Source organism: Acinetobacter sp. UBA991, assembly GCF_002292065.1.
Lineage (GTDB): Bacteria > Pseudomonadota > Gammaproteobacteria > Pseudomonadales > Moraxellaceae > Acinetobacter > Acinetobacter higginsii.
Genome location: NZ_DBBF01000002.1, coordinates 176,958 through 184,062, shown reverse-complemented (window position 1 = coordinate 184,062; position 7,105 = coordinate 176,958). Strand labels below are relative to the sequence as shown.

The window sequence follows — 7,105 nt, the reverse complement described above, 5'->3', positions numbered from 1 at the left end:
ATCGGGGTAATAGTCAATTTCTACGAGTACATCAATACTTTTTCTTAATTTACGGATTTGCTTGAGCAACTCTTTTTTTTCATCTTTAGACTGGCGATCTCTCAACTCAGAGAGTTGTTTATAGAGGGTATCGTATTCTTCTTTCCGACTGAATAAAGGGGCTAATTCAAGGTTTATAGGTTGCTCTGCATGAAATATATAAGCAGCCCCTTGTTCTGAGATAACATCATTAGCAATAGGGTCAAACTTTTCCCTATGGGAAATAGGGAGCAAGTAGACCCCATCTCTTAGAATTGCTGCGCCACTGGCTTTGAGGGATCGCCAGACTCTCATACGAGTGGTTGTGTTCTGCGTAGGCAATGAGGATATGAGTAAGGATATTTTCATGTAATATACTCAACTTATTTGTTTAATATATTACATAATTTTTATTGTGGTACAAATATGAATAAACGATTTCTTATATCAGAATAAATATTAAGTTGAGTAAACTGTATCTGGGAGTTTAATTTTCAAAATTCAAAAAAAGATATCTATTTTTCCTATGATTTTAAATGACTTATTTTATTGATATATAACATTTTAGTTTGAATTTTTATAAAAAAATAGATAACATTTTAAGTGATAAGAGTTTTGTTGCGACAGATTGTGTCGCTTACATATTGAACAAATTTTGAAAAAAGATATTCTAAAAATTCTACTAATTGAGATTATCTATCATGTCAAAAAACTCAAAACAAACATCTAACGTGGTGGGCAGCCTAGCTTCAGAGGTGCTACGCAACCCTTCATCTTCAGCAATTCAAAAGGAACTTGCTGGATCGGCATTAGCTCAAACGCATTCTAATAAACAAACTGGGGGACAAATGGAGTCAAAAGCTTCCAAAGTATTGCAGAGTGAAAAATATAGTGAGACAACAAAGACATTAGCAGCTTCAGTACTTTCTCAATCAAATAAAGAAAGATAATGCATTTCACCTTGGACAGAGACATATTGAAAATGTATCCTCTGTCTTGTGTGAGGTGAATGGTTTTATTAGATAGATCTATTGAATTACATGCCTCTCATGTAGTGCGTTTATCAATTAGCTTAGAAGACCATTTTCTATATGGTTGGTTGTCCTCAGAACAAGTGAGGAAAAAGCATCTGACTGAAATAGGTAGTCCCATATATCTAAACAAATATTAAGAGTTTCGCTATCTTCATCATCTGTTGCTTCATCATAAAGACGTTGTACAACTTTTATAATTTCTGAGTCTTGAAACCTTTCATTTTTAAATTCACTGTTGATGGTTGAGTTAGTCGTTATATTAATAACTAATTTTAAAAGTGATGAGCTATATTCAGTGTAACTATCACCTTTGTTTTCAAAATAATGAAATAAGCCATATAGGTTAAAATGAGCAGCTTTAGAGTTGGCAAATATTTCAAATAGTTCTGCTGAATTTGTTTTGTTCCAAAACTCATCATGCCCAACGATATTGCTAATTGAACGTAGGGTACCTTCATCGTTATCATTAACTAATATCTCAAAAGATGATTGCAATTTTTCTAAATTTTCATCTCCATGCCCATCACATAAAAGCTGGCTAACTACAGATGTACAGCCTTCTTTTAGAATACCAGTGTCATTAAAAATGATTTTGAGTTCCTCCTGAAAGAGGTCATAAAAATACCAACGAGCATAAATTTGGCGTGCAGCCTCTTTACGAACGTCTTGATATCCTGAGCTTAACATTTTCAAAACAAGTGAAATTAAATCTTCTTGATGTTTACCTTTAAAACCATTATTGAAAAAATAATGTGACTCATAACCACAAGCCATTCTTAGGTCTTTGTTGCATAAAGCAAGAAATTGGGTGAAGGCAAAATCTTCATCATAATTTAACAAAGGAGCTAAGAGTTCCAGTGCAGCCATTTTTACTGCTGGATGAGGGTCATTTATAGCTAAATCTACAAAATGCTTATGAGACAAAGCATATTCTTTATCATTCCAAAAGAGCTCGGCAATAGCCAAATAAGCTTTACCTCTTACACAGTTAATTGTATTACCCCTAAGCTCTTCAGCTGAAATAACTTCTGGGTTATTTCCCTTTTGAGGGTTGTAGATATTAAGCTTACCCTGTATTGGATCCTTTGAATTTATCGCTAAATATTCAATTTGTTCAAGATATTGTGGAGACAATATTTTTATGCGAGTGTCTAATAAATCAATTAAAGCGTGACCATCATCTATTAGTGAAAAGTGGGCTAATACTTGCTCAATTAATTCGATAGGAGGGGATTGCCAACTATCACGATATGGTTCAGTAACATTCGATAAGCTGGAATCACGTAAGCCTCGAAATAAAGCTTCAATATATTGACGATCAATATCTTTAGGTAATGATAAAGCTAATCGACAAAAGCGAACAGGCTGATTCTTTGTAGCAGTAATTAATGCATTAGAAAATTGATGGATACTTGCTTCTGCTAGGGTATCTCCATTAATACGTTTTAATCTGAATGAGTTAAATTCTGTAGCAGGCGTGAGAATTAAATTAGTCCATGCTTTATCAGAAAGATGATTAGCGCTGCGTATAGGAGAGGTGACCCAACCACTATTTATTTCGTAAGTTTTACAAAAATCTGATGACTTAGATTGACCAAACTTACGGTTAAGTATCTGGATCATTTCTTCTGCTTGGATAGACCGCCTTTTTTTATCAAGTTTTGGCAGTAAAAAGTACTGAGTTTCTCCCCAATAATGAGAGAAATACCCTGTTCTTCTATATTTAAGCTGTCTTTTTATCTCGTCATAATCAAAGGAAGAAAAAATTAAAATTCGATTTTCTAATTTATTAAATAAGGTTTCTGAACAAGAAGGAGAAAATTTTTCAATTATTTTTCCTGATAATATCCATGCTGGTTCTCTGTAAGTATTTCCACATTCAAAGCGTATTTCTGGATTGGATAAAAGCCATTCTATGATAAAATCTGAATACTCTAGTGATAGATGTATGCTAACTCTAGCTAATATATGATTGAGTACAAAATTTTGGCTGTCGCTGTAGCTATGAACTAAGTCAAACAAAAGATTAGATTGGTCATGCAAGTTCTCCGCTGATTTTTCGAGTAATTCAATTATTCCATGAATTAAATTAGCTACAGGGTCATTATTATATCTAGTATTTTTAGATAACCAGTGATACGGTAGTTCCTCATTATTTGTACTGCTTAAGAGAGTGGATAAGTGAGCAAGTAATCTACGAATAGTTTCTTGGGGAATTGCATCAGCGAGTGTGATAATTTCATCCAGTTCGATACTTGACCAGTTATCTCTATTTGAAAATTTAGGTTTGCTAGAACGTTGTTCAGAATAATAATCAATTTCTATAATATCTTTATAATGATCCAACATTAACTCAATCAGGTCTAAGGCTCGTAGGGGATTCTTTCTAGAAAGATCTTTCCAGTTGATAAAATTGACATAACAGCCTGATGCTATAAGCTGTTTGCGTACGTTAAACATTTCTACTGAGTCATTAGCGATATCCCAGCATAAGGTGTTATAGACATATTTATCCCATTGTTCAGACTTCCCTATAAATGGTTTCATTTCAGAGAGAACAAGAGATGGTGAATAGTCTGCAATCGATCTAAGTAATCTTAAAGTAATATCTAGCAATTCAGGATTATGGTCATTTAGCCAACTATTCAAATAATTTTTTTCTGAAAGGTAGGATAAAATTGAGACATTCTCATAACAACTGTTGTTTAGGAATTTAATAAATAGGTTAGGTTCTGCAATAATTTCATCAATCAAGAGCTTAGCTGGTTTTTTTAAATCTTTTAAATTTTTTAGTGAATTGAGGGCTAAATACTTTAAGTGAAATCTTATATTTTCATTAAAAATTATTGCTCTAATACTATTACAGAAAGAGGTTTGATCTGTTTCAAGTAAAAGGTTGAGAGCATACTTTAAATGCTCACGCTTGGTTAAGGTTTGTTCGCTACGGTTTCCAAGCATTTGAATTAGATGGTCAGTAGATATGATAGCCTCATTAAAGAACTTAAGACCGATTTGATAATCATAAAGAGCTTGATGTCTGAAACTTATTCTAGTGCTTTGCTTAGATAATAGTCCTACAGAAATTAAAGCATGTAATGTATTTTGGCTACCTGAAGGGAGAGTATTTTCATTCACATTCAGGCGTGAGTTACGAGACATTTGTTCAACAATAATATCGATAAGATTTATCGCATCTTGTTTAGAAATGTGGTGACTAATTTCTAAGAGGTCTAAGCGATTCTCTCTAAAGAGTCGTACCAATTCTAACTTATTTGTAAACTGGGGAGCAGATTGAATTCTTTCTGCGATCGTTAAATAAATATTAAGCCATAAAGGGATCTGTAAAGTTTTCTTTTTTTCTTCAGTCAGTGAATTATAAGCCTCATAATCTTTGATGAGATCATTAACTATTGATTGATCTAATGTGGAAATACTAATTTCATTAAGATGGCTGCTAAGGCTGCCAATCCAACTTGAAAGGGCTGCATCTTCCTGTGCATCAAAATCTCTAGAAGCAAGAATAATACTAATTTGAATCTTTTCTTGGCGTAAACTAAGAATCTGTCTTACTAATTGACGACATATTTCTAAGGCATTACTTGAATGTGATCCTGTCCAACGTATAGCATCTAGTTGATCTAAAAGAATCACTACTTTTTGGTGTTTCGCAAAATTTTTTAAACAGCTAATAGGGGAGGAGGGAAAGCCTAAATCTTGCCCGAATTGATCTATGTTATTTTCAGGGTGCTTTCGATCAAGCCTTATGGGGATACTAATAATATTTTGTTCTTGTAACTGGCGATGTAAGTCCAATAAGACAACACTTTTACCCATACCAGCTTCTGCTTTAATAAGAGTGACGGCTGTTTCATTTACTGATTGAACAATGTCTTTGAGTTCAGGACGTGGGATAACATTTTGAGTAATAAGATGAGGTTCAATAGAATTAACGAACTCTTCTGATAGTTGTCTAATAACAGTCGTGATTCTTTCATCATTAGGAGTGATTTTTAGACTGAAACCGTGGGCCTCAAGATCGTTTAATAGTTGAGAAGCTGTAATTTTTTGCCTAAGCCTATTAAAGCCAACAGGATAAGTTTTTAGAAAATTAATCACATTAATCGGTTGGTCAAAAAAGAGTATAGAAGCCTTATCTAGTAGCTCATTCCGTTGATAGGCATCTTCAGAGTAACTGGTCACTACAAATTTTTGTAGGAAATTAATTGCACGTTCCAAATGTATATCTTGTTGGATATCCAAACCAAGATATGTGCATAGCTGTAAAAAATCCTTTTGTCTTTCTGCGCTAGAGTTAATTTGGTAAGTTAAAAAATCTTGAGGTACCCCATTGTAATTCAATGCAATTAAACGGAAGTCTGACATGAGTTTACAAGTTAAAGGAGAAATAAGATTAAATATTTCAGTGCCTTGCTCAATCTGGAACTTGGCATTTTTTAATATGCTTGTACTATTTAAGGCTGAAAGAGTCCAAAATTCATTGCTTCCATTTCCAGCTTTGCATTGATGGTGTTCTGTTTTGCCATCTAGTCGCCCAATAATAACGTCTACGCCTACTTCATCAGTACCTATGGGCTCTATAGTGACATAAGCAATTTTTTCTTGAAGAAGTCTAATGAATTGATTGGCAATCCAATTTGTCTCAAAATAGTTGCCCAATTTCTCAGCAAAACCGCCTGCTTCTAACGCCACGTATAGAACCTTATTTTTACTTTACTATTCAGTAATATATAACAATTATTATTGATGGCAATACTTTGCCCAATCTCTCATTAAGCTTTTACGCTTTTCAAGATATGCCCCACGTAAGTAGGCTGCTTCTACTTCATCAGGGAGTTTATGAGCAAGTACATGTTCGCATACTTCACGTGGGTAATCAGTTTTATCGGCTGACCAGTCGCGGAATGTAGAGCGGAAACCATGTGTTGTAATCACGCGATTCTGTTTAGGGTCAATATAGCCTAAGTCATTTTCTTTAAACTTCTGCTCATGCATACGCTTGATCAATGTAGTCAAGGACATGTCAGAAAGCATTTCACCACTACGAGGTGCAGGGAAGATAAAATCTTGTAGTTGAGTATATTCTCGAATGGACTCAAGTAAATTTATTGCTTCTTTAGACAAAGGTACACGATGTTCCTTTTCTGCTTTCATACGTTCTTTAGGAATAATCCAAACCTTATTCTTAAAATCAATTTCCTGCCATTTGGCCCCGAAAACCTCGCCAGAACGACATGCAGTCAAAATTGTAAATTCCAAAGCTTTTGGTGAAATTCCTTTTTTTTGTCTCAGATGTTGGACAAATTCAGTAACTTGTTCATAAGGCAGGGAAGGATGAGGGCGTGATTCTTGCTTTAGGTTACCTAAGATAGGCTCAAGATTGCCTTTCCATGCGGCAGGGTTGTCCCCTTCAAAATACCCCATAGCCTTGGCATAATCAAAAATAGTTTCTATACGCCCACGAATACGTTTGGCTGTTTCATTTTTTTCAATCCAGATAGGCTTAAGAACTTCGGCAATATCGACTTTGGTAATTGTGCCAATGTTAATATCACCTAACGTTGGATAGATATAGGTTTCTAGTGTTGATGACCATTGTCCAATATGCTTTTCATTTTTGAGTTCACGAGTTTTATTGGCAATAACGACTTTCGCACATTCAATGAATGTTTTGTTTCGTAGTTGTTGGACAAGATGCTTTTCAAGTTGTTCCTGCTTATGAGCAATTGGATCTATACCATTACGTATCTGTAATCTTAATTCTGTTGCTTTAGCACGGGCTTCAGCTAAAGAAACTTCAGGGTAGGGGCCAAGGCCGATATCACGGCGATGAGGTTTTAACTTTCCATCTTTATCTAGGCGTTTGCCTACTACAGCACGCAAAATCCAGACGCGTGAATTGCCTTCGACATTTAAACAAAGGCCGTCAACACCCCCTACAGAATGTCGTCCAGTCGCTTTAATTTTTGCTACACTGAGTGCAGATAGCTCTTTAGATTTTTTTGGCATGTCCTAATTTACCCCACAACCTACCC

3 protein-coding genes and 1 pseudogene are annotated in these 7,105 nt (G+C 34.8%); 1 reads left to right on the top strand and 3 read right to left on the bottom strand.

Annotation, left to right across the window (positions count from 1 at the left end; translation table 11 throughout):
* Nucleotides 1-387: pseudogene (locus tag B2727_RS00885) on the bottom strand (chromate resistance protein); the annotation flags it as partial.
* Between the two features lie 332 nt (nucleotides 388-719).
* On the opposite strand from B2727_RS00885, the gene B2727_RS00880 reads away from it, so the two are divergent.
* The gene (locus tag B2727_RS00880) at nucleotides 720-968 is read left to right on the top strand and encodes a hypothetical protein (protein WP_005316751.1); all 249 of its coding nucleotides are present in this window, start codon (nucleotides 720-722) and stop codon (nucleotides 966-968) included.
* Nucleotides 969-1,085: 117 nt separating this feature from the next.
* Here B2727_RS00880 and B2727_RS00875 read toward each other — a convergent pair whose 3' ends face one another.
* Together B2727_RS00875 and B2727_RS00870 are read right to left on the bottom strand one after the other, a co-directional pair.
* Nucleotides 1,086-5,762 carry a hypothetical protein gene (locus B2727_RS00875; RefSeq protein ID WP_005316747.1) on the bottom strand — a complete coding sequence of 1,559 codons (4,677 nt, stop codon included), beginning with the start codon at nucleotides 5,760-5,762 and terminating at the stop codon, nucleotides 1,086-1,088.
* Nucleotides 5,763-5,810: 48 nt separating this feature from the next.
* On the bottom strand, nucleotides 5,811-7,079 hold the full coding sequence (locus B2727_RS00870; protein WP_005316743.1) for a tyrosine-type recombinase/integrase: 1,269 nt from the start codon (nucleotides 7,077-7,079) through the stop codon (nucleotides 5,811-5,813).
* Between the last annotated feature and the right edge of the window lie 26 nt (nucleotides 7,080-7,105).